The 25,321-nt window shown below is 47.4% G+C and carries 22 protein-coding genes; 12 read left to right on the top strand and 10 right to left on the bottom strand.

Annotated features, from left to right (window positions below):
- The 6 genes from CUS_RS02615 to CUS_RS02590 form a co-directional block, all read left to right on the top strand.
- On the top strand, positions 1 to 486 hold a 486-nt coding region (locus tag CUS_RS02615), incomplete at its 5' end, for a hypothetical protein (protein ID WP_037276247.1).
- 46 nt (positions 487 to 532) lie between these two features.
- Entirely contained in the window at positions 533 to 1,699 is a 1,167-nt protein-coding gene (locus CUS_RS02610) for a cation diffusion facilitator family transporter (RefSeq protein WP_002847357.1), read from the top strand.
- A 10-nt stretch (positions 1,700 to 1,709) separates the two neighbouring features.
- A complete protein-coding gene (locus CUS_RS02605) occupies positions 1,710 to 2,321 on the top strand; it encodes a hypothetical protein (RefSeq protein ID WP_002847379.1) in 612 nt (203 codons plus the stop codon).
- A 16-nt stretch (positions 2,322 to 2,337) separates the two neighbouring features.
- On the top strand, positions 2,338 to 2,964 hold the full coding sequence (locus CUS_RS02600; protein ID WP_002847353.1) for an immunity protein Imm33 domain-containing protein: 627 nt from the start codon (positions 2,338 to 2,340) through the stop codon (positions 2,962 to 2,964).
- 386 nt (positions 2,965 to 3,350) lie between these two features.
- On the top strand, positions 3,351 to 4,652 hold the full coding sequence (eno, locus tag CUS_RS02595) for a phosphopyruvate hydratase (protein ID WP_002847374.1): 1,302 nt from the start codon (positions 3,351 to 3,353) through the stop codon (positions 4,650 to 4,652).
- 331 nt (positions 4,653 to 4,983) lie between these two features.
- Complete coding sequence (locus CUS_RS02590; RefSeq protein ID WP_002847378.1) at positions 4,984 to 6,264, top strand: aminotransferase; 1,281 nt, start codon at positions 4,984 to 4,986, stop codon at positions 6,262 to 6,264.
- A gap of 103 nt (positions 6,265 to 6,367) precedes the next feature.
- On the opposite strand, the gene CUS_RS02585 is transcribed toward CUS_RS02590, so the two are convergent.
- On the bottom strand, positions 6,368 to 6,625 hold the full coding sequence (locus CUS_RS02585; RefSeq protein ID WP_002847368.1) for a TIGR03905 family TSCPD domain-containing protein: 258 nt from the start codon (positions 6,623 to 6,625) through the stop codon (positions 6,368 to 6,370).
- Between the two features lie 13 nt (positions 6,626 to 6,638).
- Positions 6,639 to 7,148, bottom strand: a complete 510-nt coding sequence (locus CUS_RS02580; protein WP_002847382.1) for a DUF3592 domain-containing protein — start codon at positions 7,146 to 7,148, stop codon at positions 6,639 to 6,641.
- Between the two features lie 349 nt (positions 7,149 to 7,497).
- Between CUS_RS02580 and CUS_RS02575 the strand changes: the two genes are divergently transcribed.
- Together CUS_RS02575 and CUS_RS02570 are read left to right on the top strand one after the other, a co-directional pair.
- Positions 7,498 to 8,343 (top strand): zinc ribbon domain-containing protein, encoded by an 846-nt coding sequence (locus CUS_RS02575; RefSeq protein WP_002847369.1) that lies wholly within the window; start codon positions 7,498 to 7,500, stop codon positions 8,341 to 8,343.
- Between the two features lie 55 nt (positions 8,344 to 8,398).
- On the top strand, positions 8,399 to 9,169 hold the full coding sequence (locus CUS_RS02570; protein WP_002847348.1) for an AraC family transcriptional regulator: 771 nt from the start codon (positions 8,399 to 8,401) through the stop codon (positions 9,167 to 9,169).
- A 139-nt stretch (positions 9,170 to 9,308) separates the two neighbouring features.
- Here the strand turns inward: CUS_RS02570 and CUS_RS02565 are convergent, their stop codons facing one another.
- Entirely contained in the window at positions 9,309 to 10,160 is an 852-nt protein-coding gene (locus CUS_RS02565) for a ParB/RepB/Spo0J family partition protein (protein ID WP_100084515.1), read from the bottom strand.
- Between the two features lie 326 nt (positions 10,161 to 10,486).
- On the opposite strand from CUS_RS02565, the gene CUS_RS02560 reads away from it, so the two are divergent.
- From CUS_RS02560 to CUS_RS02550, 3 genes are all read left to right on the top strand, one after another.
- On the top strand, positions 10,487 to 11,266 hold the full coding sequence (locus CUS_RS02560; protein ID WP_002847373.1) for a ParA family protein: 780 nt from the start codon (positions 10,487 to 10,489) through the stop codon (positions 11,264 to 11,266).
- Between the two features lie 45 nt (positions 11,267 to 11,311).
- A complete protein-coding gene (locus CUS_RS02555) occupies positions 11,312 to 12,241 on the top strand; it encodes a ParB/RepB/Spo0J family partition protein (protein WP_002847364.1) in 930 nt (309 codons plus the stop codon).
- A 70-nt stretch (positions 12,242 to 12,311) separates the two neighbouring features.
- Positions 12,312 to 13,604, top strand: a complete 1,293-nt coding sequence (locus tag CUS_RS02550; RefSeq protein ID WP_002847351.1) for a CAP domain-containing protein — start codon at positions 12,312 to 12,314, stop codon at positions 13,602 to 13,604.
- A 51-nt stretch (positions 13,605 to 13,655) separates the two neighbouring features.
- On the opposite strand, the gene CUS_RS02545 is transcribed toward CUS_RS02550, so the two are convergent.
- Genes CUS_RS02545 through CUS_RS02530 form a run of 4 tightly spaced genes read right to left on the bottom strand, consistent with a single transcriptional unit; the run spans position 13,656 to position 19,157 of the window.
- On the bottom strand, positions 13,656 to 14,942 hold the full coding sequence (locus tag CUS_RS02545; protein WP_002847349.1) for an ABC transporter permease: 1,287 nt from the start codon (positions 14,940 to 14,942) through the stop codon (positions 13,656 to 13,658).
- A gap of 15 nt (positions 14,943 to 14,957) precedes the next feature.
- A complete protein-coding gene (locus CUS_RS02540; RefSeq protein ID WP_002847347.1) occupies positions 14,958 to 16,808 on the bottom strand; it encodes a biotin/lipoyl-binding protein in 1,851 nt (616 codons plus the stop codon).
- Positions 16,805 to 17,512, bottom strand: a complete 708-nt coding sequence (locus CUS_RS02535) for an ABC transporter ATP-binding protein (protein ID WP_002847386.1) — start codon at positions 17,510 to 17,512, stop codon at positions 16,805 to 16,807. Before CUS_RS02535 ends, CUS_RS02540 begins: the two co-directional genes overlap by 4 nt.
- Before the next feature lie 13 nt (positions 17,513 to 17,525).
- Positions 17,526 to 19,157 (bottom strand): efflux RND transporter periplasmic adaptor subunit, encoded by a 1,632-nt coding sequence (locus CUS_RS02530; protein WP_002847383.1) that lies wholly within the window; start codon positions 19,155 to 19,157, stop codon positions 17,526 to 17,528.
- A gap of 701 nt (positions 19,158 to 19,858) precedes the next feature.
- Between CUS_RS02530 and CUS_RS02525 the strand changes: the two genes are divergently transcribed.
- Entirely contained in the window at positions 19,859 to 22,210 is a 2,352-nt protein-coding gene (locus tag CUS_RS02525; protein ID WP_002847372.1) for a CotH kinase family protein, read from the top strand.
- 45 nt (positions 22,211 to 22,255) lie between these two features.
- Here CUS_RS02525 and CUS_RS20160 read toward each other — a convergent pair whose 3' ends face one another.
- From CUS_RS20160 to mnmG, 3 genes are all read right to left on the bottom strand, one after another.
- Positions 22,256 to 22,771: a hypothetical protein gene (locus CUS_RS20160; RefSeq protein ID WP_037276242.1), complete on the bottom strand. Its 516-nt coding sequence runs from the start codon at positions 22,769 to 22,771 to the stop codon at positions 22,256 to 22,258.
- 65 nt (positions 22,772 to 22,836) lie between these two features.
- The gene (locus CUS_RS02515; RefSeq protein WP_037276240.1) at positions 22,837 to 23,343 is read right to left on the bottom strand and encodes a hypothetical protein; all 507 of its coding nucleotides are present in this window, start codon (positions 23,341 to 23,343) and stop codon (positions 22,837 to 22,839) included.
- Between the two features lie 21 nt (positions 23,344 to 23,364).
- Positions 23,365 to 25,218 carry a tRNA uridine-5-carboxymethylaminomethyl(34) synthesis enzyme MnmG gene (gene mnmG / locus CUS_RS02510; protein ID WP_002847375.1) on the bottom strand — a complete coding sequence of 618 codons (1,854 nt, stop codon included), beginning with the start codon at positions 25,216 to 25,218 and terminating at the stop codon, positions 23,365 to 23,367.
- Between the last annotated feature and the right edge of the window lie 103 nt (positions 25,219 to 25,321).

The raw sequence follows: 25,321 nt of genomic DNA, 5'->3' as shown, positions 1-25,321 counted from the left end.
TACGATGAAAAGGATACGCTGGTGTATTCTTACTACGGCAAAAGCGCCAACAGTGAGTATGCCCAGTATAATAACGGGCTGGAAAGTTTCACCTACGAGAACAGTAAGGTCAGCCATATGTCAAAGGGCGATGCTGATTTTGTGCGGTATACCCGCAAACTTCCTCACCCGCAGGCAGACGCGGGTCTGCTGATATACAGCCCCGAAAACATAACCGAAGCTAAGGAAGAAACTGTCGATGGCGGCATAAAAGTCACCCACGTATACGATGCGGAAAAGATAGGTGCGCAGGTCGAAGAAGGCAGTGTCAAAGGGTTTCGGGCTGAGTATATGTTCGATAATGACGGTAAGCTGAAATATTTTGACGAGATAACCGATGCCGAAAATAACGGCAGTGCAGTCACCTACGATTATCGGGTCGAGATAACTCAACAAAACAGCGTTGACACTGTTGAAAATACAGTAAAGCGTTTTATTGAAGAATAAAATTCGGGCGGAAATTTTCCGCCTGTTTTTGTAAGGTGGGATCGGTATGAAATACTTGAACGAAGCGGCAGAAATGTCCGCTCAGGAGGAAAATGCCGCAGTAAGCAGAGATAAGACCATTATCAGAACGAGCATAGTCGGTATCGGTGCTAATCTGCTGTTGGCAGGATTCAAAGCGGTCGTCGGCGTGATAAGCGGGTCTATCGCTATCGTGCTGGATGCTGTAAATAACCTCAGCGATGCGGCATCATCTGTCATAACCATCGCAGGCACTAAGCTGGCGGCTAAACACCCCGATAAAAAACACCCCTGGGGCTATGGCAGGATAGAGTATCTGACTGCTATGGTCATCTCGCTTATCGTGCTTTATGCGGGCATAACATCACTGGTCGAGTCGGTCAAGAAAATACTCGTACCCGCCACACCCGATTATTCCACACCCTCGCTGATAATAGTCGGCGCGGCTGTTGCGGTAAAGGTAGTGCTGGGCAGATATGTCAAAGGCGTGGGCGAAAAAGTCAACTCCGATTCGCTGATAAATTCAGGTACAGATGCTATGATGGACTCTGTCATCTCGGCGGCTACACTGGGCGCGGCGATAATCTACCTTACCCTGAATATCAGCCTTGAGGCTTTTCTCGGCGGTATCATATCAATAGTCATAATAAAATCGGGTATCGAAATGCTGGGCGGTACTCTGTCGGAAATACTCGGTGAAAGGGTCAGCCCCGAAAAAGCCGCTTCCGTCATCGAAGCTGTCAAAAGCTGTCCCGATGTTATAGGCGCTTATGACCTCGTCCTGCACGATTACGGACCCGACCAGACCAACGGTTCGGTGCATATCGAGGTCGCAGATACCCACACTGCCCACGAGATAGATACTATCATACATGATGTGACATCAAGGGTGTATACCAAAACAGGTGTCATACTGACAGCAGTCAGCATTTATGCCATGAACACACAGGTGCCTGAGATAGTCAGTCTGCGCAAACAGGTATGCGATGTAGTTATGTCGCATAAGAATATCCTACAGGTACACGGCTTCTATGCCGATATCGAAAACAAGTCGATGCACTTCGATATGGTGGTCAGCTTTGATGAAGAGGACAGACTGGCACTTTTCAGAAAAGCGCTGGAAGAGGTAAAATCTTCCCTGCCCGATTACGATGTCACAGCATCTCTCGATACCGATTACAGTCTTACAGAATAATGAGGAATAAATGTTAAAAAGATATTTAAGAGAACTTTACGGCGAAAAATATACCTACGTGTGCGAAGAAATGTTTGAAGGCATAATGGACGCGATATTCGGTATAATCTCAAATAACGACTACGACAAGATAACCGATGGCATGCCCATCTATGCGGGTTTCACGGTGTATAAGCTGAACAGGTACGATGATATGTATGAGATACTCGCCCCAGATTTCAGCGATAACGACCCCACCACCGCCTTCAAGACAGACCTTACCGAATCTTTTCTGGTCGAGTACAGACAGGCGGCGCTGGTGTCGGGACTGGGCATAACAGGCAAACCGTTCTACAGCACCGAAAATGTGCTTATAGAAGAAGGCGCACTTGAAGCCGATGAAGTCATAATGACAAGGGTGCCCACCGTTGACGGTTCGCGCTGGCAGATAGTCAAGGTAGGCGGCAGTGACGATGCTTTATCTTACCTGCCCGATTTCTACGAGATACCTGCCTGCCGACTGGTGAAAAACTACTCATGGGCGGCAGATGTGCTGGCACTGCCCGATAACTACAGCGTCAGGTTCAGAAAAGGCGAGATAAAAAAGATATACAGCGACAGCAAAAAGAAGCTGTACGGCTGATAAGGAGGAACATCAGATGGTGATAACCTACACCGAAGAGATAAACGGCATAAACTATACTTTTTCAGCTGATGAATCTCTAAGACTGCTGGCAGAACCTCTGCTGGAATGCCTTGAATATGATATCGCAAAGGAAAAGGTCAGGGACGGTTTCCGCATAGCTTCGGGATTTACCACATTTATGTTAAGCAAACACGGCGACGGTTACGATATCGCCGCCCCCGATTATACCGATGACCCGCTCACTGCCCTCACCACCGACCTCACCCTTGCACTGCATATACAGTACAGACAGGTGTTCTTACTGCGCAAACTCGGGCTTGTGGGCAAAGCTGTCAACTACTATGATATAATAGTGGTCACAAAGGGTGCGCTGGAAAAAGAAAATGTCTATATGCAGAGGTATAATGACGAAGATATCAAGGGCTGGGTGATAAACAGCTATGAACATAATGAAAATGGCAAAGCTGCCCCCGCCGAAGATAACGAGTATGAAACTATACGCGCCTACGAACTGATAAAACTCCGCCCCGAACTGGTAGATGTGCTGTGCCTGCCCGATGACTATATAGCAGTGTTCGAGGGTAAAGAACTCAAAGCAGTTCTCAACGAAAATAATGACGACCTGTTGAAAAAAGACTGAAAAAAATTTATGTGACTATCCCTTTAGCACACCAACTAAAAAAGCGGTGAACAAAAGGATAATTGAGCGTTGTATATCCCTGCAAAAGATGGTGATACTATTCTTAAAGGGAAGTGCGGCGCTTCTTTATTTCAATCCCAATTTGGTTGTGTATTGTTCCCCCGCCGTAGGCGGGGGAACAATACGAAAGAACAGCCATTTTGTATCATCAGCGATACATATCAAAATTGGGAGTTATTTCATCGTAAAAACGACTTTGACAAACAATTCACATAATACCCTTGACAAATAAGCTGAAACGTGGTATGATAACAATAGTTAGTTTGTAATAACTATAATCAAGAGTTAGCCTAGGCTAACAAATTTACACAAAAGGAGTTATAACTATGGATTATCTTGAGATCGAAAAGGTAATAGGCAGAGAGATACTCGACTCACGCGGCAACCCTACCGTTGAGGCTGAGATCACTCTGGCAGACGGCACCGTTGCAAGAGGTACAGCACCTTCGGGCGCTTCTACAGGTGAGTTTGAGGCACTTGAACTGAGAGATGGCGACAAGAACAGATATCTTGGCAAGGGCGTGCAGAAGGCTGTTGAAAATATCAACACCACCATCGCAAAGACTATCACAGGTATGGACGCTTCGGATATCTATGCTATCGACAAGGCTATGATAAAGGCTGACGGTACTAAGGACAAATCCAATCTGGGCGCAAATGCTATACTGGCAGTTTCCATCGCCTGCGCAAGAGCTGCCGCAGCTTCGCTGGATATCCCGCTGTACAGATTTTTAGGCGGCATTCAGGGTACAAAGCTCCCTGTTCCTATGATGAACATTCTCAACGGCGGCGCACATGCTGACAGCGCAGTTGATACTCAGGAATTTATGATAATGCCTGTAGGCGCACCTTCTTTCAAGGAAGCGCTGAGATGGTGCGCTGAAGTTTTCCACAAGCTGAAGGCACTCATCAAGGAAATGGGCGATGTTACCGCTGTTGGTGACGAGGGCGGCTTTGCACCCAACAAGCTGAAGAGCGATGAAGAAGCTATCGAGAAGATACTGGAAGCTATCAAGGCAGCAGGTTTCGAGCCAGGTAAGGATTTCATGATCGCTATGGACGCTGCTTCATCTGAGTGGAAGAGCGAAAAGGGCAAGGGCTTCTACAAGCAGCCCAAGAGCGGCAAGGAGTTCACTTCCGATGAACTGATCGCTCACTGGGAGAGCCTTGTTGATAAGTACCCGATCATCTCCATCGAAGATGGTCTTGATGAAGAGGACTGGGAAGGCTGGCAGAGAATGACCGCTAAGATCGGTCATAAGGTACAGCTGGTAGGTGATGACCTGTTCGTTACCAACACCGAAAGACTTTCTAAGGGCATCGGTCTGGGTGCTGCTAACTCTATCCTCATCAAGCTCAACCAGATCGGTTCTGTTTCCGAAACTCTGGAAGCTATCAAGATGGCTCACAAGGCTGGCTACACCGCAATTTCTTCCCACCGTTCCGGCGAAACTGCTGATACCACCATCGCTGACCTTGCAGTTGCACTGAACACCTGCCAGATCAAGACAGGCGCACCTTCCAGATCCGAGAGAGTTGCAAAGTACAACCAGCTGCTCAGGATCGAAGAAGAACTGGGCGATGCTGCTGAGTATCCGGGCATGGCTGCATTCAATGTAAAGAAGTAATATTCTCAATTTTCTTCCTAAATAGAAATGTCCCCTGCATAATGGGCTTTTCCCGCGATATTCGCGGGCAGCCCGATGTGGGGGCGTTTTTTTGGTCTATAGGTGAAAAATCGGGCGTTAACTTAAAATAAATTTCATAATCTGCATTTTGTAGATTATGAAATTCGCCTATAATCGGGATATTAGTCACACTAGGTTAGTGTAAAACGGAGATTTTTTGCAGGATTGTGTTTTTTTACTTGCAAAAATCAGAGAAATGGAGTACAATACAATAGTCGGAATGAATTTTTCTACTATAAAAAATTTGCTATTAATGTTGGAGGTCAAGAGTATGAAGCTCACAGAAATGTCCCGCGAGGAACTGCTGGAATTCAAGAACAAGGTGCAGGAGGAGTATGACGGTTACAAGGCTCAGGGTCTTGCGCTGAATATGGCACGCGGTAAGCCCGCCGCTGAACAGCTGGATCTTACTGAGGGTCTGCTGACTGCTGTTTCAAAGAGCAGTGACTGCTTTGACGATACAGGTTTTGATTGCAGAAACTACGGCGGTCTTGACGGTCTGCCCGCTGCAAAGAAGCTGTTCGCACCCATGCTGGGCGTAAGTGAGAAAGAACTGATAGTATTCGGCAACTCCAGCCTGAATATAATGTATGATACCATCGCAAAGTATCTGCTGTTCGGCGTTGACGAACAGTCGAAGCCCTGGAGAGATCAGGGTAAGATCAAGTGGCTCTGCCCTGTTCCTGGTTATGACAGACACTTCCTTATCTGCGAGAAGTTCGGTATCGAGATGATAAATATACCCACCGATGAGAACGGTCCCGATATGGATATGATCGAGAAGCTGGTGGCTGAGGACGAGAGCATCAAGGGTATCTGGTGCGTGCCGATGTACGCTAACCCCACAGGTGTCACCTACAGCGATGAAGTTGTAAAGAGATTTGCAAATATGAAGACAAAGGCTTCCGACTTCCGTATCTTCTGGGATAATGCTTACTGCGTACACCACCTGAACGATACTCCCGACAAGCTGCTGAACATTCTTGACGAGTGCAAGGCTGCGGGCTGCCCTGAGAGAGTTGTTATGTTCGCATCAACTTCAAAGATCAGCTATGCGGGCGCAGGTGTTGCCATCATGGGTGCAAGCGAAGCTAATATCAAGTATATCCTTTCGCTGATGACTGTTCAGACCATCGGTCACGATAAGATCAATCAGCTCAGACACGTTAAGTTCTTCGGTGATTTTGAGGGACTTAAGGAGCATATGAAGAAGCACAGAGCACTTATCGCTCCCCGCTTTGAGGTCGTGCTGAACACCCTTGAAAATGAACTGGGCGAACTTGGTATCGCACAGTGGACAAAGCCGAACGGCGGTTACTTCGTTAGCTTCAATGCCATGAACGGCACCGCAAAGCGCATAGTTACCCTCTGTAAAGAGGCCGGCGTAGTGCTGACAGGCGCAGGCGCAACATTCCCATACGGCAAAGACCCTGAGGATAAGAATATCAGAGTTGCTCCTACCTACCCACCTGTTGAGGAACTTAAGATAGCTGCCAAGCTGTTCACCGTATGCGTAAAGCTGGCAAGCGCCGAAAAACTCCTTGAAGCGTAAGTATTCTACTCAGCTCTCCCTGAGCTGACAAAATATACGATCATCAAAAACACCTCTGTATCATATGGTACAGAGGTGTTTTGCGTTTGTTGAAATATCGATGTCAAGCGTTTTCAGCCAGTGCCTTCTCCACAGCTTTTGCCAGCTGATCGGCGCAGGAAGTGCCCCTGCCGTTGCAGTCGTTGCCTTTGAGTATGCGCACCGCTTCTTCAGCGCTCTGACCCTCCAGCAGTTTGCCGATGGCTTTCAGGTTGCCGTTGCAGCCGCCTTCAAAGCTGACGCCGTGTAACTTGCCGTCTTCGATATCAAAAGATATCTGCCGCGAACAGACCCCGTGCGGGGTGTACTTGTAAGTTGCCATTCCACTCACTCCTTCAGATTTTTCTCAGGTCAACTTTTCCGTTGTCTTTTGGTGTCTTGAGTGCCAGCCTCAGCAGAAATGCCGCCCCTACGAACATTGCTCCGCCAGCCGCTAATGCGAATATTGCAGCAGTACGGTCATTGTCCACCCTGTCACTGAGATAGTACAGGTCGGGGTCATCGGGCGAGTAGTATATGCTTATAGCGTCGCCCGCTTTTCTGCCGTTTATCTCTGCGTAGATGTTTTTGTGCCTGAACACGGCATCATCTTCAACATTTATAAGAATGTTGAATTTGCCCGCAGCGTAGCGGTATTCAGGCGATGCGAGATCGTCTGCATGTACTTTGCCGACCACTTCACGTTCCACAGTACCATTCACGACTGCTGTGCATTTTTCTTTGAAATCGTTATAGCGGTGCATCATGAAGATGCCGCCGCAGACAAATACCAGCCCGAAAAATGCCACCAGTCCCACACAAAACATCTTAGCCGAACGACTCGCGCCTTCTCTGTTGTTTGACATGTCAGTAAGATCACCTTTCCGTTTTTCTAATGACATTATACCACAACCTGTCCGAAAATGCAATAACATGTAATTTTTTTACATTATGACTATATTGACGAAACATCATGAAAAATGTCAGCGCTTGCTTATTAAGCCTTATGATGGCGCATAAGCGGCTGCATCAAAAGCGTATTCCGAATTTGTAACCAATGAATATAGAAAATGTTAAAAATATGCTTGACAAAGCGAGAAAAATGCTGTATTATATTAGTGTATATAAATGGCTCAAACTAACGAATATGTGTTTATATATAAAATGTAGAACCGAAAGGAGGGTATTTCGCCGCCACTGACGGCGAAAGAGTTTATGCCTAATTGTCCCGAATGTAATTTTCCTTATGAGGAAGGTCAGAAGTTCTGTAACACCTGCGGCGCTAAGCTGCCTGTAAAGATCAATCAGAAGATATGCCCCGTCTGCGGGAACACTCTGCTTGAAAACACAAAGGTCTGCAATATATGCGGTACACCTGTAAGCGTACCTCAGGATACCACAGCAGCCGAAGAATTGGCAAGACAGCAGGAGATGCTGAAAAATCCTACTATGGACGCGGTGGACGTTCCTGTTATCACAGATGAGATGCTGGGTCTTACTGAGGAACAGCCCAACAAGGCTGATATGCCCACTATGGACAGCATATTCATGCCCGGTCAGTCTGCACCTGCACCCAAGCCTAAGCCTGTGCCGATAGCAAAGCCTGCACCCGCACCTGTACCGCAGCCTTCCATCGCTCCGCAGCAGGCACCTCAGATGCAGAATAATTTCCAGCAGATGAACCAGCCTAACAACTTTTCGGCAGGCGTTCAGCAGCAGAATAATTTTGCACAGCCCGCACAGCAGTATCAGCAGTCTCAGTCTGTGATACCTCCGCAGCAGCAGCCTAACCCGAATTTCGGTCAGCCTGTTATGCAGCAGAATACTTATCCCCAGAACAATATGCCGCAGAACAACATGCCGATGAATAATCAGCAGAACAGCGCAAAACCTGCAAAGGGCGGCAAGAGCATCGCACCGATAATACTGATCATCGCAATAATCGCAGTTATACTGGTAGATGTTTTTGTAGTATTCAAAAAGCAGATATTTGGCGATAAGAATGACAGCAAGGCAAAGAAGAATGCAGCAGTCATCACTGTCGTTGATGATATCGACTGATATTTTTTCGGAGCATGAAAATGCTCCGATTTTCATATAGAATGGAGGAATGGCGATGTTCGAGATAAACCGCATGGGCTGCAGCTGCAAACATGACGGCAGTTTTGTGCTGAACCAACCCAGAGGCTTTGAGGGTTATCTGATGCTGTTCATAAAGACTAAGGCAGTCTTTGTCATCAACGGCGTCACATATAATGTCGAACCGAACACCTTTTTGATATATAACAGAAACTCGCCCCAGTACTACAAAGCCTGCGAGAGCGAGTATATTAACGACTGGATACAGTTCGACTGCACCGATGATATATCTTCGGGCATAGATATCAGGTTCGATACGCCGCTGCACATCGGTGAGTCGATAAATGTGCCGATGTATTTTCAGCTGATAGCTGACTGCTACTACAGGCGCAATAACCTTGTGACGGCAGGTTTCCTGATAAAAGCACTGCTGAGTGAGGTCTTTTCTGAAAACGGCAAGCAGGAAGAATCGGGTATAGCCCACTACCGCGAACTGCTCGATCTGCGCAGAAAGATATACGCCCAGCCCTCTGAGGACTGGAGCGTTCAGAAAATGGCGCACCAGATAAGCGTAAGTGAGCCTTACCTGCATCTGCTCTATAAAAAGGCTTTCGGCGTTACCTGCAATGCTGATGTGATAAACAGCCGCATCGAGTCGGCAAAGCACTTCTTAGCCTATACCGACCAGACTGTTGAGGAGATAGCTTTTACTTGTGGCTACAAAAATGCAGTGCATTTTTCCAGACAGTTCAAGCAGGCGGCAGGCATGTCCCCAAGCGAATGGCGCAAAAATAATTCAGTGGTATGAACTATAGCAAACACAATTGATCTCAGAAAATCAAGCGCTCACAGTCACAAAACAAAGCGTCTGCGAGCGCTTGATACAGAAATAAATATGTTGTTTGCTACAAGCCCCGAAGTGATATCGCTTCGGGGCTTGTTTGCTGTCAGTGCTCGTTCCTGATGGTTATGGTGTACTCTATCACATCATCTTTGTCCACCCGCTTTGCCGTTGCGTCAACGCCCGCCAGCTTCATCACCTCCAGCGCTTTGTTCACCGAGTTGAAAAAAAGCCGCACATCTTTCAGCATCACAGCACGCTTTTCGTAGCTGTTCTTTTTTGCCGCTTCCCTTTCAAGACGGGCTATGTACTTTTCAAGGGTATCGACCGTCCAGCCGCCCTCTATGGCTTTCGCAAGCACTTCCCGCCTGACCTCTTCGCTGTTCAGCTTAAGCAGTGCCCGCGCGTGACGTTCGCTCAGCCCATGCTCACAGATGAGTTTTTGCTCGTCACGGCTCAGCCTGAGCAATCTCAGTTTGTTGGCTATAGTGGACTGCGCCAGACCCAGTTTGAGAGCGGCTTCCTCCCGCGTGACTTTCCCGCTGTCCAGCAAAGCACTTATCGCCGCCGCTTCCTCAAAGCAGTTCAGGTCTGAACGCTGAATGTTCTCCAGCAGTGCCAGCACCGCAGACCGTCCCCTGTCAGCCTTGACGATTATACATGGCACACTTTTCAGTCCCGCCAGTTTTGCCGCCCTCAGCCTGCGCTCACCCGAGATCAGTTCAAATCCTTCCTCTGTCTGCCTGACAGTCAGCGGTTGTATTATACCGTTGGCAGATATGCTTTTTGCCAGCGCAGTAAGTTCGTCTGCCGCAAAATGTCTGCGTGGCTGAGATGGGTTCGGCTTGATACTGCCTACGCCGATTTCTACCACTCTGCCAAGTTCGCGCAGTTCTTCATTCGGCGGCTCGGAAATTTCGATAAATGCCTTTGAGATAAAATCTGTTAACCTGTTCATATTTCTGCCCCCTTTACATTTATGATACCATATCAGCTCCGCACTTTCCAGTGGGATATGCTCAGGTTTCATCGTAAAATTATCCCCTTTTGGGACATGTTTTTCTGTTGTACGACAGTTTTGCCCATAAACCGATCATAGTTCTGTCGAACAAAAATGTTCCACGTAGAACATTTCAGCTTTCTTATAGCGATCTGCCTTAAAAGTTGGAACGCTAATGAAGAATTGTTCCACGTGGAACAAAGAAATTTTCAAAAAGGTCTTTTCAAACGCTGAAAAATGTAGTATAATATAAAAGAACGATAATTCTGAAAAGAGGAGATAAAATGGGTAAAATAATCGCCGTTTCAAACCAGAAAGGCGGTGTCGGCAAATCGACCACCGTCTGCAACCTTGCCGCCGTTTTCGGTGCAAGGGGTTCAAAGGTTCTTATCATAGATTTTGACCCGCAGGGCAATACGACCACAAGTTATGGTATCCAGAAACGCAGTATACGCAACACCGTATATGATGTGCTTATGGGTGACTGCGCTTTGTTTGAAGCCGTCTGCGCCACAGCATTCAGGGGAGTTTCAGTCGTGCCCACCACGCAAGACCTCGCAGGCGCGGCAGTACAGCTGATGTCGATGGAAAACCGCGCATATCAGCTGAAAGAAAGGCTGGAGGAAGCCAAAAAGTTCTATGACTTTATTTTTATTGACTGCCCCCCAACTCTCGATATGCTGACCATCAACGCACTTGTGGCGGCTGATTCGGTGCTGATACCGCTCCAATGCGAATTTCTCTCGCTGGAGGGTCTGGTGGAACTGCATAACACCATCGACCGCGTTAAGCAGACATGGAACAAGTCACTTATCATCGAGGGCATACTTTTTACCATGTGTGTTGACAGATATAAGATAACTGGTCAGATAATGAGTGAAGTCAAAAAGCACTTCCCGAAAGAAGTGTTCAGCACCAGCATACCGCGTAATGTCGCCTTGTCAGAAGCACCCAGCTTCGGTCAGCCCGCGATATATTATGATAAAAAAGCAAAAGGCTCAAAAGCCTATGAAGAACTGGCAAAAGAAATGCTCAAACGCGACAAAAAGCGCAAGAGCAAATAATGTTCCATGTGGAACATTTTGACAAGATAGCAAGGAGTTTTATATATGGCAAAGAAAAACAGAATGGGCGCAGGACTTGACGCGCTGTTCGCTGAGAACACCCGTCCTGCCGCCGAATCCGAAACTGCACCCGAACAGGAGAGCGGTGACAGCGTGACGATGGTCAAGGTCACACTTCTTGAACCGAACAAGGAACAGCCCCGCAGTACTTTCGATGACGAAAAGCTGAATGAACTGGCTGACAGTATCCGTGAGAACGGCGTGCTTCAGCCTATACTCGCACGCCCCCTCGAAAACGGCGGATATCAGATAGTTGCAGGTGAACGCAGATGGCGTGCATCAAGGCTGGCAGGTCTTAGCGAGGTACCTGTTTACATAAAAGAACTGAGCGACAAGCAGACAATGCAGATGGCGCTCATCGAAAATATCCAGCGTCAGGACCTTTCACCTGTTGAAAAAGCGATGGCTTATAAAAGCCTGATGGACAGCTATGATATGACTCAACAGCAGTTGGCACAGGCAGTCGGCAAGTCCCGCTCGGCTGTGGCAAATTCACTTCGTTTGCTGGAACTTGACGAATCTGTACGCGATATGGTCGATAAGGGCGAGATATCATTCGGTCACGCAAAGGTGCTTTCAGGTCTTGAAAAGGCAAATCAGGCAGAGTTTGCAAAGCTGGTCAAGCAGGAGGACCTTTCGGTCAGACAGCTTGAAGATGCCGTCAGATCCGCTGAACAGCAGGCGGCAAAACAGCAGGAAAGCGATATGCAGACTATCCGCAAACGCTCAGTCAAAAAGGAAAGACCTTTTCTTAAAGAGTTTGAAATGGCTGTAAACGCCAACTCTGATGTAAGGGTCAAGGCGCGTTCGGATAACAGCGGCGGCGTTAAAGTTGAACTTAAACTGCCCAAAGAGATCGACGCTGAAACTCTTCTCGGTAAGCTGGCTGAACTGCTGGCAAAGGAACAGTCTTGACAAATCCGCATGGGTGGAGTATAATACTATTGTCGGATAATGTTATATTAAGGGATAGAAGGAAAGTGTTATGAATTTAAAAAAACTGGCAAATGCCAAGAATATCACCTGCCTCGCCGTCGTGCTGGCGCTGGGCGTGGGTGTGTTTGCGGCGGAAAAAAAGCTGGGCGGCACTACAGAACCTGAAAAAAAGCCGTCGGGCAGCACCGCTTCTTCAAGCAAAGCTGAGGCAAGCAGCGCCGAAGATGACGGCAGAGAAAAGGTAATACTCGCCGCCGAAATTCCTGAACTCAGCTGCGGTTCGATCGATTTTGACGGCAGCGTGGTCTTTGCAGACCCAAGCGGCAGTTATTCGTTTATCGAAAACGGCAGCAATACAGGCGGCATAACTGTTAAGGACGACAGCGGAGAAAATGTCGTATTTGAGGTCAAAGACGGCGCTCTGACGCTGACCAGAGCAGGTCAGTCCGCATCGGGCTTTATCTATAACAAGCATGTGGTAGAACTGAAAGACGGCAAGCTGTACTATGACAGCAGCCCCGTCGAATACAAGGCGGATTCTTTCTCTGCCTACAGACTTAACAGCGAATATGTCGTTGAATGCACCGCAAAGGGTCAGTACAGGCTGAGAGATTCAAAGGGCAAGGTCACCAATAAGTGTACGCTCAAGGAAAACACAGGTACATCTATTACGATCAAAGCTGACGAGTCGGGCTTCTATACTGAAGGTACTGATGACGGCTTGTTCTATAACTTCTATAAACTCAACGGTGATATACTGAATACTTCGTGGAGCAATGTGCTCTATGTCAACGGTCAGGAGCTTGTGCCATATGGTTACAGCGATAAATATACTGACCCCGATATCAAGATAGATACCGAGAATATCACTTTTGAGCCGATGGAACCACCGATGGACTACGGCGCAGTTTCCACAGCCAATGAGGGCATAAGCGACCTCACTGCCGAGATGCTGGAATTTGTCAACGAGTACCGTGAGCAGTATGATATGCAGCCTGTCTACGGTCTTGATGAGTTGGATGCCGCAGCAGCAGTCAGGGCGGCAGAACTTGCGCAGAAGTTCGACCACGTAAGACCCGATGAAAAGGAGAGCGCTTACAGCACAGCCCTCAGCGATGCAGGTCTGAGATGGTGGCGATGCGGCGAAAATATCGCCAAAGGCGGTTCAAGCAGTAAGGAAGTTTTCGACAGCTGGATAAGTTCGGAAGAACACCGCGCTGTTATTCTTGACCCCGATATGAAGTATATGTCACTCGCAAAGTCAGAAAACGGCAGTGATACCTATTGGGAGATGTTGGCGTTCAACGATACCTACATACCCACCGCAGAAGCCGCTGAATAACAAAAAGAAGCCCCGCACTCAATGTTGAGAGTGCGGGGTGTTTTATGCTTTTTATTCGTATCTCAGCGCATCTATCGGGTTAAGGTTTGCCGCCTTGATAGAGGGTATCAGTCCGAAAACTATACCGACTACCATCGAGAAGCCCACCGAAACGATTATGGCTGGTGTCGATATCGAAACAGGTACTTCAGCTATCTTTGCTATGACCTTTGAAAGTCCTATACCTATCAGCACGCCCAGTATGCCGCCGATGGTGGTCAGCACCGATGCCTCTGTCAGAAATTGCGCCAGTATCCTGTTGCGCCTTGCACCCAGCGCCTTTTTCAGACCTATCTCGCGCGTTCTTTCGGTCACCGATACCAGCATTATGTTCATAACGCCTATACCGCCTACCAGCAGTGATATGCCGGCTATCCATATCAGCATGTTGTTGGTGGATTTTGAAAGTTCCTGTAACTGCTTTGCCTGTTCAAGCAGGCTCTCGCTCTTGTATTCGAGGGTGTTCGCCACGCCCTCAGCCTGCTGTTCGCCTGCACTTGTCTGCTTCTGGATATTCTCGTTGAGGATATCTGCGGTCTTCTTGCCCGCACCTGTCATGCTGTCGGTGTTTATCGCCTGAACTACACAGTTCTGCGGTTCGTCATAGCGGTAGACTATCCCCCAGTCGTTGGTGGGTATGAAGATAAGTCCGCTGGAAGACTGATTATAGGTGTAGTAGTCCTCGATATTGTTGATGACAGGCTCAAAGCCAGACCTCTTGCACGCCACGCCGATTATCTTGAACGGCTCGCCGTTGATATCCAGCATCTTTCCGATGGGGTCTTCGTTCTCGAAAATGCCCCTCTGCATGTTTGAGTCGATTATCGCTACCTTTGAAAAGTCCTTGTACTGCTTATCCGAAAAGCCGATGCCCTGTGCTATCTCGTAGCCCAGCGTTTCAAAATAGTCTTCATCGATGCCGTAGATTATAGATGACTCCAGCATCTTGTTCATGTAGAACACGTTCTCAGGCATCTGTCTGGTTCGGAACAGTGTGCATCTTTCGACCTCTTTCAGGTCGGTTATGCGCTTTTTGCTCTCCTCAGATATGACCCTTATGTTGTCAGGCACTTCCGACCAGCTGAAATCAGGTTCAGCATCGCCCTGTGTCAGCGTTATCTTTACTGTGTTGTTGCCCGAACCGATAAGGTTGTTCTTTATCTGCTCGTTCGTTCCCTCAATTGTTGAAACTATGGCGATTATCGCCGCGATACCGATGATTATGCCCAGCATGGTCAGCAGCGAACGTATTTTGTGGCTCAATATACCCTGTAAGGAGAGCCTAATGTTTTCTATCATATAATTGCCTCCTTATCAGTAGTAGAAGTCTGTGTTCTCAGGCGTAAGTACCTCTGTCGTTTCCTTCGTCTTTGCGCCCTCTTTTACATCTTTGCCAAATGGGAAGCATATCTTGTCCTTAGAGCTTATGCCGCCCTTTACTTCTATGAACATGCCGTACATTATCTGTCCTACCTTGATATACTGCTTTTTCAGCCTTTCGTCTTCGTCAGCTTTCATGATGTAGTAGTCGCCGCCTTCTTGGTGTACATAGTGTATCGGAATGTATACCGAGCCTGATGTATTGCTGTTGTCATCGGGTGAACCTGTCATCTTCACATCTATCCATTCACCGATGGAGAAATCGTCAGCACCCTCAGTGATCTTTGCGTGTACCAGATAAGTAGAATTGTTGGGATTTTCGCCCCAGCCATCAGTATTGTATGTGATAGGTTCGGTGTCTATGCCGGTGATCTCCGCAGTGCCCGTAGCACCGGTTTGCCATGAATTTATAGTTATGGTGCTGCCCGCCTTCGCGCTGCCGAGATTAAGTTCGCTTATCTCGCATACCACTTCACTGCCGCCCTCGCCTTCGATAACTGCAAAAGCATTGTCATCGGGTGACGGCTCTTCGTAGAGATCTTCATTATCGAACTCTTCTTCTTCCTCCTCTGCGACCTCTTCTGCTTCGCCGCTAGCCTTGCCTATCTTCTTGACAAAGCCGTCTATCTCAGCATATAGCTTGCCGTCCTGCTTGCGCTTTTTGGCAGTTTCCAACTCGAATTTCTCAGTCTTCAGACTCATCTCCAGTTCTTTTATCTCGGTTTCCTTTTCCTTTATCAGCTTTTTGATGGCGTCGCGCGAGTAAACATAGTCAGTGCCGTCAGGGTCGATGTAGTAGTCATCAGGGTCATAGTCCTGATAGTTGAAGCCGCTCTCGTCCTCTTCGGGGGTCGGCTCTTTGTCAATGATATCAGGCTCATCGGGAACTTTGTCAGCATTTTTCTTGCTGGTGGGCTGTGTAAAACTCAGCTTGCCGTATAGCTTCACCGATGTGTCGATGGAAGCCTGCCCCATCTCATCGATGGTTATGCCGTCAGCGACTTTCCAGTTTTCAAACTCGTTCATCTTTGTATCCTCAGCGGGTACTATTATCCACTTGTAGAGGTACAGCAGGTCGCTGCTGTATACGCATATCTCAGCGCACTTCTTTTCGGCAGCCAGCCTCATCATGAACTCTTTTGATACCTCAGCTTCCTGCGTGCAGTTGATTATGTACGGGCTTTCGACCGTACCGTTGCCCTCCGCAGGTGTGAATGCGGGCTTTACCACATCAGTCACTATCGAAGCAGGAGGTTCGGGCTGCATGTCGGGAAGTTCCATATCATCGGGCAGCATCGGCATTTCGATATCATCAGGCTCGTCATCAAAGCCGAACATATCCGAAAAGTCCATTTCAGGCGGCTTTGGCGCGTCCTCAGACGGCTTGTAGGTCTTTATCTTTTCAAGTTCTTTTTTTGCCATCTTTATGTCATGCTCAACTATGTTGACCTGATTTTCTTTCTGTGCCAGTTCAAGTTCTACCACAGTCATGTCATATTCAAGTATCGGGTCGCCCTTTTTGACTTCCTGACCCTCTTTCACATATACAGCTTTTACCAGCTTTTGTGTGTCGATGAATACTCTCTGCGAATTTGATGCCACTACATGTCCGCGAGTTGATTCGTTGTAATACTCAAACCATTCCGCAGGCTGCATCATCATGCTGACAGGCACCACATCGACCACAACAGACTTTTTCTTGTTGTCCATATATTTCTTGTAACCGAAATAGCCGCCCCCGCCGATGATACCGACGCAGAGAAGAAAAATTATCAGTTTTTTCATTCCTCGTTCTCCTCCTTTTTGATGCGGCTGTTGAATGCGCCGCTGTGCAGCATACCGTCACGGATATACATTACCCGCTTTGCATGTTCAGCTATCTCAGGTTCGTGGGTTATCATCACTATGGTAACGCCGTCATTGTTCAGTTCTTCAAACAACTCCATAACATCGTCGCCCGACTTTGTATCCAGCGCACCTGTAGGCTCGTCAGCCAGCAGAAGTTTCGGCTTGTTCACTATAGCCCTCGCTATGGCGACCCTCTGCTTCTGTCCGCCCGAAAGCTGTGTGGGGTTGAAGTTCATTCTCTCCTCAAGACCCACTCTTTTCAGTGCTTCCTTAGCCATCTCGCGGCGCTTTCTCCTTGAAAAACCCGCATACAGCAGCGGCAGTTCAACATTTTCCAGCGCCGACTGTCTTGGCAGCAGGTTGAAGTTCTGGAAAACGAAACCTATTTTCATGTTGCGTATATCCGACAGCTGTCTGTCACTGCACTTCATTATGTCAGCGCCGTCAAAAATGAATTTGCCCTTAGTTTGCTTGTCAAGGCAGCCGATAATGTTCATCAGTGTGCTCTTGCCCGAACCCGAAGGACCCATTATCGCCACATACTCGCCGTCATCAACGCTCAGCGAGATGTCTTTCAGCACAGGCACAGGTTCTTTGCCCTGCATGTAGTCCTTGAAAATATTGTTTAGTTCAAATACCATCTGCCTGCACCTCTTAATTATTGTAATGCTCTTTCATGAAAGCATCAAGTTCTTCGGGTGTCATGGCATTGAACTCTTCTTCAGTGATGCCGTAAAGCTCTTCAAATGCAGAAGCACCGCCGTTTTCGGCACCCTCTTCACTCTCAGCAGACTCGCCGCTGTAGTCGAAGATGTACTCGCCGGTTTCTTCATCGATGCTGCCGCGTATGCAGTTGCCTTCGTTGTCAACTTCTACCACACCGCCGTCAGGTGAGGTTATCACACCTGAGCCGTCAGTACGTACCTCAACAGTGTTTCCGTTTTCATCGGTCATCGAGTAGCTGCCGTCATCATTCATCACAAAGTCGTTCTCGCCGCCCATGTCCTCTTCGTCCATGCCTTCTTCCATCATGCCTTCATCTTCCGTCATCATGCCGCCTTCATCGTCCATGCCGCCGATATCATTTTCGGGAATATCCTTGTCGGAAGAGTTGGTGGTAGTTGTAAGACCTGCCTTGATGTAGTCAGCAGGGTAAGCTATGTAGTCATCGGTGGAAAGACCATCGGTTATCTCGCAGTCACCGTAGTCCTCATCAGTCTGACCGATGGTGATATAGCGCTTCTCGATAACATCTTTATCGCTTTTCTTAGCCCATACGAAAGACTTTTCGCCGTCCTTCTGTATAAAATCTTCATACAGCCATATGCCTGTTTTCTCAACATCACTGCCGCTGTCAGTGTCGATAAGTATGTGCTGACCCAGCATGAAGCCGTCCAGCGACTCAGGCTCAACATAGAAAGCATACTTTGATGAATTTGACTGTTCATCACCCTCACCGTTGTTCTGCTGCGGAGAAGTGTCTATCTCTGTCACAGTGCCGTTCCATGTGGTGTCGTCCACTCTGCTTCTGAGTATGACCTCAGCCCCCTGATAGATGGAATTCTGGTTCTGCTCGTTGAAAACGCCCTTTACTCTGTAGTCGCCCTCAGCAGTCAGCTTCATTATAACATCAGCATTGTCGTTGTAGCTGTAGTAGTCATTGCTGCTTACCGAAGAATTGGGGTCTTTCAAGTCCTTTACAGTGCCGTCGATAGGTGCGACCACGTAGGCATTTTTCAGCGAAGTTTCCAGCTTTGTTATCTCAACGTTTTTTGCTTTGATATCGTACTTGCTTCGTGCGATGTCGCTTTGCAGCTGCAAAATCTGGTTCGTGTAGGAAACAGCCGCGTCCTCGTTGGCTTTCTTCTTTTCCTCTTCATACTGCTTTATCTGATCTTCATTTGTTGCGATATCATTTTCCAGCTTTTCTACTTCCAGCTTGGCAGTATCAATGTCTATCTGAATAGCCTCAGTATCGTAAGTCAGAAGTTTGTCACCCTTTTTTACGCTGTCGCCCTCAGCCACCAGTACCTCACCGACAGTCTTGCTGCTGTCATACTTTATGTCCACCGATTTCTGTGCGACTATGACTCCCGAAAAACTGTTTGCGAAAAGGTCAGCGCTTGTTACAGTATTAACATTCGATACCTTCTGCACATAGACCTTGTCGCTGCTGTCAGCTTCACTGCTGCCGTAGCTTTTGTACAGCTTCCAGCCGCCGAAGCCCACTCCACCGATGACCAGCAGCGTGACCACTGCCTTACCTATCGAGCTTGCCTTTGACATAAAATTATTCCTCCTAAAAATAATTGAAAAAAATAAAAAAATCTGCATAAGCGCACTCATAGCAGACGACACCAGCCTTACCTTACGTAAAGGTGAGATATAGCAACCGACATAAATTTTCACTCATATCCCGAACACAGAGCCGTATATCGCAGGCTGTGCGGTCGGTTTACGGGAAATTTTTTTATGTCTTTTACTATAATATGCCGTAAGCCATATACCGAACGTCGCAGTATCATAAAAAAGCGTTCAGTATTATAACAGGGCAGCAAACTGCTCTGAAAAAATAGTTGTTATACAGACAAATTCTTCTATTTGATATGTCTGCTGTCCCCTGTGCGTGTCCACACTTGATTTTTTTCTCTATACATTTATTATAGTACAAATAAACGTATCTGTCAATGAAAAGTAAGATTAATTTAAGAAATTTAAGAAAATTTTCCTCTGAACTCAGGCATCGTTAATATTTTAACGATGCAGTGCATAGATGCAGATGTCAGTTTGCGCATGTAAAATACCGAAAAAACTTAATTTCCTGTGATTGACATTTGCACTGTGATTTAGTATAATAAAAACAGTGTGCGTAATGGCGGAAAGTTTCTGCGTATGACCCTTGCCATTCTCTGAAACATTGCAAGCCCCGCCCGCCCGCCCACAAACTTTTGTGCCCTGACCGATATCTCAAAAAGGAGGTGCGCCCCATGTCAGAAAAACTCAGGATAAGAAAACTACGTATCTGTACGATAGTCGCTGTGACAGCCATTCTGCTGACAGTTCTGTGCATACTTATCTTTACCGCACCACCAAAGCTGGTCATAAGCGAGGTCTGTGCCGTTAATGACGGCAAATTCCCCGCCGCTTCCGAAACCGATAATAAAGGCGCACTCTGCGACTGGATAGAACTATATAACCCAACTAAACATGCTGTCAGCCTTAAGCGCTATACCCTCTGCCGCGATGATGAAGCCGAATGCGCCATCAGCGGCGGAAAAATACCCGCAGGCGGCTACATGCTGGTGTACTGTTCCAAAAAAGGCTTTGCCGATGATTCAGTGCCAAGCGTCGATTTCAAGATACCCAAAGCCGAAAGCTGTACCATTACGCTGAAAAGCGGTTTTCGCACTATCGATGCAATAACTACCGAACCCACTTCAAAAGGTTCGACCGTATGTGCGGGCAAGGGCGGTGTGTACATCACCACACCTACCCCTTGTGCTGCCAATGCGGAAGATGCCCGCGCTTCGCAGGTCACTTTCTCGGCTGAAAGCGGCTACTGTCCAAAACCATTTTCGCTGGAACTCTCTGCGGCAAATTCAGCATCTATCTATTATACCCTTGACGGCACAGACCCCCGCACCTCTTCCACTGCAAAGCTGTATACTTCTGCCATTGATGTAAAGGACAGGCGCGGTGAGAAGAATGTCCTCTCCGCCGAAGACCCCATGAAGATACAGCTTGAATACCGCAAAGGCAAGGTGGAAGCACCTAAGGACGAAAATGTTGATAAAGGCACAGTCGTCCGCGCCTGTGCAAAAAGTTCTGACGGCGAGTGGGGGCATGTCAGCACCGCGACCTACATGGTGGGGCTTTCCCCCGCCGACCACAGCGGTCTGCCAATGATATCCCTCGTCACCGACCCCGCCGCCCTATATGACCACGAAACAGGTATCTATACGCGCGGCAAGGTCTATGAAGACTACTACCCCACCGAACCTGACCACCTCTATAACGGTTCTATCCCCGCTAATTATAACCAAAAAGGCAGAGATTGGGAGCGTGAATGTACCCTCCAGTTCTTCGAGAGTGACGGCACACTGCAATTCACTCAGGACGCAGGCATGCGCATACAGGGCGGCTGGTCAAGGGCTGATTATCAGAAGTCTTTCAGATTCTACGCCCGTTCGACCTACGGCAAAGATACTTTCGATTACCCTTTCTGGCAGGAACTCACCGACTCGGACGGTCAGCCTGCCGACAGCTTTAAAACTTTTGTCCTGCGCAACGGCGGCAATGACTCGAATTTCCTTAAATATAAAGACATCATGGTGCAGGATATGGCATCATGCCTTTCACCTGCCACCCAGACAGGCAGGGCGTGCGTGCTTTTCATAGACGGTGAATACTGGGGGCTGTACACTCTGCAAGAGGACTATTCACAGGAGTATTTCGCCCGTCATTACGATGTTGACAGCGATACCGTTGCCATCTATAAAAACGGTACGCTTGACGAGGGTCTTGCGGTGGACGAACTCAGCTTTAAAAATATGCAGAGTTTCATTATAGGTAATGATATGTCAAAAGCCGAAAACTATGCCCGCGTCTGCGAACTTCTCGATATGGAGACTTTCATCGACTACTGCGCCGCCGAAATGTATATTTTTAATGATGACTGGCCGCAGAACAACTACGGCTGTTGGCGCAGCAGAGAACTTGACAGCAAATGGCGCTTTTTCTTCTTTGATACCGAAAGCTGTGCCTGTCACTATAACATGAACAATGCCAAACTCGATTACTTCGAGTATCTGCATAGCAAGTCCTACAAGCCGATGGTCAAAATGATACTCAGCCTGCTGAAAAACGATGACTTCCGCAGTAAGCTGACCACCCGCATCATGGATATGTCGAATATAGTTTTCACCGAAGAGCGCGTCAGCGAATATCAGCAGAGATATTCCGATATATACCTGCCAGAAATGGAAGCCTACTACCTGCGCTTCCCCACCCACCGCACAGTCGAAGGTTCGTCAAAGCCGATGATAAGGCGCATGACCGATTTCTTTGCCGCAAGGCAGCCGCGCATCATAGCCGACCTGTCAGCGCAGTTTTCGCTCACCGCCCCAAAGAAGATAACGGTAAAGGGCGGCAGCGCAAAGCTGAACGGTCTTGATATTTCAGACGGTTTCAGCGGCAAATATTTCGCAGGCAGTGAACTGATCCTCACCGCCGCCGATGACGCAAAGTGGCAGGTCACAGCAGGCGGCAAGTCAGCCGAATATGACGGCACACTGACCCTGAAAGTCACCGCCGACACCGAGATAAAGCTGATAAACTAAAAAAAGAGCCTAAAAAAGGCTCTTTTTTTGCTGAAAATTTACAGATCAGTCGTCACTGTTGTTCGTCTTTAAACCAAACATCTCATATAACTTGTTACTTCCGGCATAAACATTATGAAATTCCAAGTAGTATTTTCCGTTCTCTTCGTAAGTGAAACAATTTATATTATTAGTACATTTTATATTGAATATTTCAGAAACTACATCTCCTTTGTGATTATGCTCTAATGCAGCGCCTTCTTCGACTTTTTCGTTTCCTTCAAACTGTTTTAAATACTCGATCTCCGATTCGATGCTGTCAAATCCTTCTGAAATAACATATAGGTCACCGCCGCTGTTAAAATATGCTTTGCTTATATCCAAATCAATATATTCCAATCCCAGTTCCGACCATAAGTATTCTATATCTTGAGCAGTAAACGTTGTTTTTTCATGAAGCTTTGTTTTACGCTTAAAATATTTATCCGCACTATAAGCAAAAATACCAAGAGAAACCAGAAGAAATAAGACTATTACTAAAGCAATAATTTTCTTATAGTGCTGCTTTATTAATCGTGACATAAGTTATCTCCTATCGTCATATGTCGTTTTTTAAATAAGGCTTTGTATCTTTATCATATACCGAATTATTTTTTATAAAACCCAAACATCTCATTTAAATCACGACCTCTGGCTTCTCGAACATAAAATTCCAGGTAGTATTTTCCGTTTTCTTCGTAAGTGTAACAATCAGTAAAATATCCTTTATCAGCACATTTTATATCGTATATTTCATAAACGGTCTTGTCATTATGACCAGTTGCGGTGTTTATATCGAAGGTAACGTCTTTATGGACATTTTCATTTCCTTTGAACTGTTTTAAATATTCGATCTCCGCATCAATGCTGTCAAATCCTTCTGATATAACATATAGACTTGAATTAAAATATGCTTCGCTAATATCCAGATCAACATAATCCATACCCAGTCTTGACCACAGGATTTTTGTTTCCTGATCGGTAAAGGTTGTTTTTTTATGGAGTGAAAAATAATTATGAAAGCTATAAACAATAGAACCCAGGAAACATAACACTATTGCTAAAAAAATTGAAAAAATAATTTTCTTGATATGTCGTTTTATAAATCGTAACATAAGTTATCACCTGAGTTTTTATCAGTGTAGATAAACCAGCAGTACATTTATATCCGCAGGATTTACACCGCTTATACGGCTCGCCTGCCCAACAGACAGCGGGCGTATCTTCGCCAGCTTTTCAGCCGCCTCCAGCCTCAGCGAACCTATCTTCGAGTAATCTATATCGGCGGGTATCAGCTTGCTTTCCAGCTTTCGCATAGCTTCCACCTGTTCAAGCTGTATCTTTATGTACCCCTCGTACTTTATCATCAGTTCTACCTGTTCGCAGACATCTTCGGGCAGTTCGGGGCGTTCGGGGTCGATGAAAGCCAAGCCTTTGTAACTCAGCTGAGGTCTGCGTATCAGCTGTGTCAGCTTGAAACCGTTGTTGATGGGATCTGTCCCCTGTGATACCAGATACTCGTTCAGCACCTCCGACGGCGCTATGTTTATGGCAGATACACGCTTTATCTCAGCGTCTATCTGCTCTTTCTTTTTAACAAAAGCATTGTAGCGCTCATCACCTATCAGCCCTACCCTGTGACCTGTTTCGGTCAGCCGCAGATCGGCATTGTCCTGCCTCAGCAGAAGTCTGTATTCGCTTCTGCTGGTAAGCATTCTGTAAGGGTCTGAAACGCCCTTAGTACACAGGTCGTCTATCAGTGTGCCGATGTATGAACTTGCTCTGTCCAGCACCATCGGTTTTTCGCCCTTTAATTTCAGCGCCGCGTTTATGCCTGCCACAAGTCCCTGTGCCGCCGCTTCTTCATAGCCCGAAGTCCCGTTGAACTGCCCCGCGCCGTAAACGCCGTGAAATTCCTTGAATTCCAGTGTCGGGAGCAGGTCTGTGGGGTCACAGCAGTCGTACTCTATGGCGTAAGCGTTGCGCATTATCTCCACATGTTCAAGCCCCTCTATCGTCCGCAGAAATTTCAGCTGAACATCAACAGGCAGTGAAGAACTCATGCCCTGCAAATAGAATTCGTCTGTGTCCAGTCCCATCGGCTCGATAAAAAGCTGATGTCTGGGCTTGTCCGAAAACCTCATTATCTTGTCCTCGATGGACGGACAGTATCTCGGACCGATAGCATGTATGCGCCCCGAATATATGGGCGAAAGATGTATGTTGTCCATGATGACCTTGTGTGTTTCGGCGTTGGTGTACGCCACATAGCAGTCCACCTTGTTTTCGGGCAGAACTTCATTTGTGAACGAGAAAGGCTGTATATCCTCATCACCATGCTGAACTTCCAGCTTGTCAAAGTCGATGGAACGCCTGTGAACTCTGGCGGGAGTACCCGTCTTGAAACGCCTCAGCGTCATGCCCGCCTCTTTCAGGCTGTCAGACAGCTTTCTCGCAGGCAGTACCGAATCAGGACCGCTGGGATAGGTGTTCACGCCCACATGTATCTCGCCGTTCAGGTAAGTGCCGCTGGCGATTATCACCGCCCTGCACCCGTACTCAACACCCAGATGTGTTCGCACACCGCGTACAGTCCTGCCGTCCTCTTCAAACAGCAGGTCTGTTATCTCAGCCTGTTTGAGGTACAGCCCGTCAGTGCCCTCAATGGTCTTTTTCATAAGGTTGTGGTAAGCCACCCTGTCTATCTGCGCCCGCAGACTGTGTACCGCAGGGCCTTTCCCACGATTGAGCATTCTGCTCTGTATAAGAGTCTTGTCAGCCGCCCTGCCCATTTCGCCGCCCAGCGCATCTATCTCGCGCACCAGATGACCTTTCGCAGTGCCGCCTATCGACGGGTTACACGGCATATTCGCCAGACCGTCCAGCGTTATCGTAAACAGAGCCGTTTTCAGCCCCAGTCTTGCTCCTGCCAGCGCAGCTTCGCAGCCCGCATGACCTGCGCCTATAACGATTATATCAAAATTTTCCATGTGGTCTGCTCTCCCAGCAAAAAGTATCGGGTGCTGCTGAAATACGGCATCAGCGCCCGAAAGTATAACTTATCCTCAAAAAACTCGCCGCACCACCGTACAT

Source organism: Hominimerdicola alba 8 (assembly GCF_000178155.2).
GTDB classification, from domain to species: Bacteria; Bacillota; Clostridia; order Oscillospirales; family Ruminococcaceae; genus Hominimerdicola; species Hominimerdicola alba_C.
Note: the sequence above shows the minus strand (reverse complement) of the source record. Positions and strands in the feature narration are given on the sequence as shown.

Coding starts and splice junctions, on each gene's coding strand:
- CUS_RS02610 (WP_002847357.1), top strand. CDS start 533: ATGAAATACTTGAACGAAGCGGCAGAAATGTCCGCTCAGGAGGAAAAT.
- CUS_RS02605 (WP_002847379.1), top strand. CDS start 1,710: ATGTTAAAAAGATATTTAAGAGAACTTTACGGCGAAAAATATACCTAC.
- CUS_RS02600 (WP_002847353.1), top strand. CDS start 2,338: ATGGTGATAACCTACACCGAAGAGATAAACGGCATAAACTATACTTTT.
- eno (WP_002847374.1), top strand. CDS start 3,351: ATGGATTATCTTGAGATCGAAAAGGTAATAGGCAGAGAGATACTCGAC.
- CUS_RS02590 (WP_002847378.1), top strand. CDS start 4,984: ATGAAGCTCACAGAAATGTCCCGCGAGGAACTGCTGGAATTCAAGAAC.
- CUS_RS02585 (WP_002847368.1), bottom strand. CDS start 6,625: ATGGCAACTTACAAGTACACCCCGCACGGGGTCTGTTCGCGGCAGATA.
- CUS_RS02580 (WP_002847382.1), bottom strand. CDS start 7,148: ATGTCAAACAACAGAGAAGGCGCGAGTCGTTCGGCTAAGATGTTTTGT.
- CUS_RS02575 (WP_002847369.1), top strand. CDS start 7,498: ATGCCTAATTGTCCCGAATGTAATTTTCCTTATGAGGAAGGTCAGAAG.
- CUS_RS02570 (WP_002847348.1), top strand. CDS start 8,399: ATGTTCGAGATAAACCGCATGGGCTGCAGCTGCAAACATGACGGCAGT.
- CUS_RS02565 (WP_100084515.1), bottom strand. CDS start 10,160: ATGAACAGGTTAACAGATTTTATCTCAAAGGCATTTATCGAAATTTCC.
- CUS_RS02560 (WP_002847373.1), top strand. CDS start 10,487: ATGGGTAAAATAATCGCCGTTTCAAACCAGAAAGGCGGTGTCGGCAAA.
- CUS_RS02555 (WP_002847364.1), top strand. CDS start 11,312: ATGGCAAAGAAAAACAGAATGGGCGCAGGACTTGACGCGCTGTTCGCT.
- CUS_RS02550 (WP_002847351.1), top strand. CDS start 12,312: ATGAATTTAAAAAAACTGGCAAATGCCAAGAATATCACCTGCCTCGCC.
- CUS_RS02545 (WP_002847349.1), bottom strand. CDS start 14,942: ATGATAGAAAACATTAGGCTCTCCTTACAGGGTATATTGAGCCACAAA.
- CUS_RS02540 (WP_002847347.1), bottom strand. CDS start 16,808: ATGAAAAAACTGATAATTTTTCTTCTCTGCGTCGGTATCATCGGCGGG.
- CUS_RS02535 (WP_002847386.1), bottom strand. CDS start 17,512: ATGGTATTTGAACTAAACAATATTTTCAAGGACTACATGCAGGGCAAA.
- CUS_RS02530 (WP_002847383.1), bottom strand. CDS start 19,157: ATGTCAAAGGCAAGCTCGATAGGTAAGGCAGTGGTCACGCTGCTGGTC.
- CUS_RS02525 (WP_002847372.1), top strand. CDS start 19,859: ATGTCAGAAAAACTCAGGATAAGAAAACTACGTATCTGTACGATAGTC.
- CUS_RS20160 (WP_037276242.1), bottom strand. CDS start 22,771: ATGTCACGATTAATAAAGCAGCACTATAAGAAAATTATTGCTTTAGTA.
- CUS_RS02515 (WP_037276240.1), bottom strand. CDS start 23,343: ATGTTACGATTTATAAAACGACATATCAAGAAAATTATTTTTTCAATT.
- mnmG (WP_002847375.1), bottom strand. CDS start 25,218: ATGGAAAATTTTGATATAATCGTTATAGGCGCAGGTCATGCGGGCTGC.